General features: G+C 74.7%; 1 protein-coding gene. It reads left to right on the forward strand.

Annotation, left to right across the window (positions count from 1 at the left end):
- A partial coding sequence (locus BN12_RS21710) for a DUF4135 domain-containing protein (protein WP_048555629.1) occupies nt 1-1,401 on the forward strand: 1,401 nt, incomplete at both ends.

A 1,401-nucleotide genomic window follows, 5' to 3' on the forward strand; every position in this document is an offset into this window, starting at 1 on the left:
CCCGCGACGTCGCGGGCCTCGGCGGGGCCGACCCGCACGCCGGCGTGCGCGAGGTCGCGCGGTGGCGCCAGGTCAACACCATCGCGATGAGCCGCGAGCTCGTTCCCGAGCATGCCCCGATCGGCGACAACGTGGCGCGCGACGCGGGCGGTCCCATCGACCCCGGGCCGCACCTCCAGGACGTCGTGGAGGGGTTCCGGAGCACCTATCGCCGGATCCTGCACGATCGCGACCTGCTGCTGTCGACGGAGGGCCCCCTGGCCGCGTTCCTCGGCACCCGGGTGCGGCTGCTGCTCCGCGACACCGCCTCGTACGGGCTCATCGGCGTCAGCGCCGCCAGGGGCGAGGCCCTGCGCAGCGGGGCTGCCCGCGGCGTGGCGCTCGATCGGCTGTCGCGCCAGCTCTACGCGACGCGCAGCGCCCCCCGGCTGTGGTCGCTCTACCGGGCCGAGATCGCCGCGATGGAGGAGCTCGACATACCGCACTTCGTCGTGCGGACCGACTCCACCCGGGTGGAGCTTCCGGACGGCTCACTGAGCGAGCCATGTCTCGACGCGACGCCTTGGGACGCGCTTCGCGCTCGCGTGCTGTCGCTGAGCGAGGCCGACCTGGCGTGGCAGGAGCGGCTGGTCGAGGGGGCGTTCGCCGCCCGGTACGTCGACCGTGTCGAAGACCGCCGTGCGACGGGTATGCCTGTCCCGCCCGCTCCCGACGGAGCGGGCGGCGTCGAGGGGCAGGTCCTCACCGCGGACGAGGCGGTGGGGCGCGCCGTCCTCGTCGGCGAGCAGCTGCTGAGCACCGCCTTCACGGGGCGCAACGGGTCGCTGACGTGGATCGGGTCGACCCTGCTCGACGTCGAGGGGAGCCAGGTGGCGATCATCGGCCACGACCTCTACAGCGGCGCCGCCGGCATCGGCTTCTTCCTGGCATCGCTGGCGCGGGTGACCGGTGATCCACGGTGGGCCGACGCGGCCCGCGCTGCCGTCGGCGATCTGCGGTATGCGGTGCGGCACTATCCACGACAGCTCGCCTCTGCCGTCGGCGCCGGTGCGGGGACCGGGGCCGGCTCGATCCTCTACGGCTTGTCGGCCATCGCCGCGCTCCTCGATGAGGGCGACCTCGCCCACGACGTCACTCGACTCGTCGCCGCCTGCGACGACACGACGATGACAGGCCCCACGCCGGGCGATGTCATGGCCGGGACGGCCGGGCTGCTGCTCGGCCTGCTGGCGGTGCACGAACGCACCGGTGACGTCGACGCGCTGGCCCTGGCCGCCCGCTGCGGCGACCACCTGCTGCGCACGGCGGCGACGCCGGGGCGGGGACGACTGACGTGGGACGGGTTCGGCGGCGCGCCGCTGGTGAGCGTCGCGCACGGTACGGCGGGGGGGGGGGTGGGGG

Source organism: Nostocoides japonicum T1-X7, from assembly GCF_001046855.1.
Taxonomy (GTDB): Bacteria; Actinomycetota; Actinomycetes; order Actinomycetales; family Dermatophilaceae; genus Nostocoides; species Nostocoides japonicum.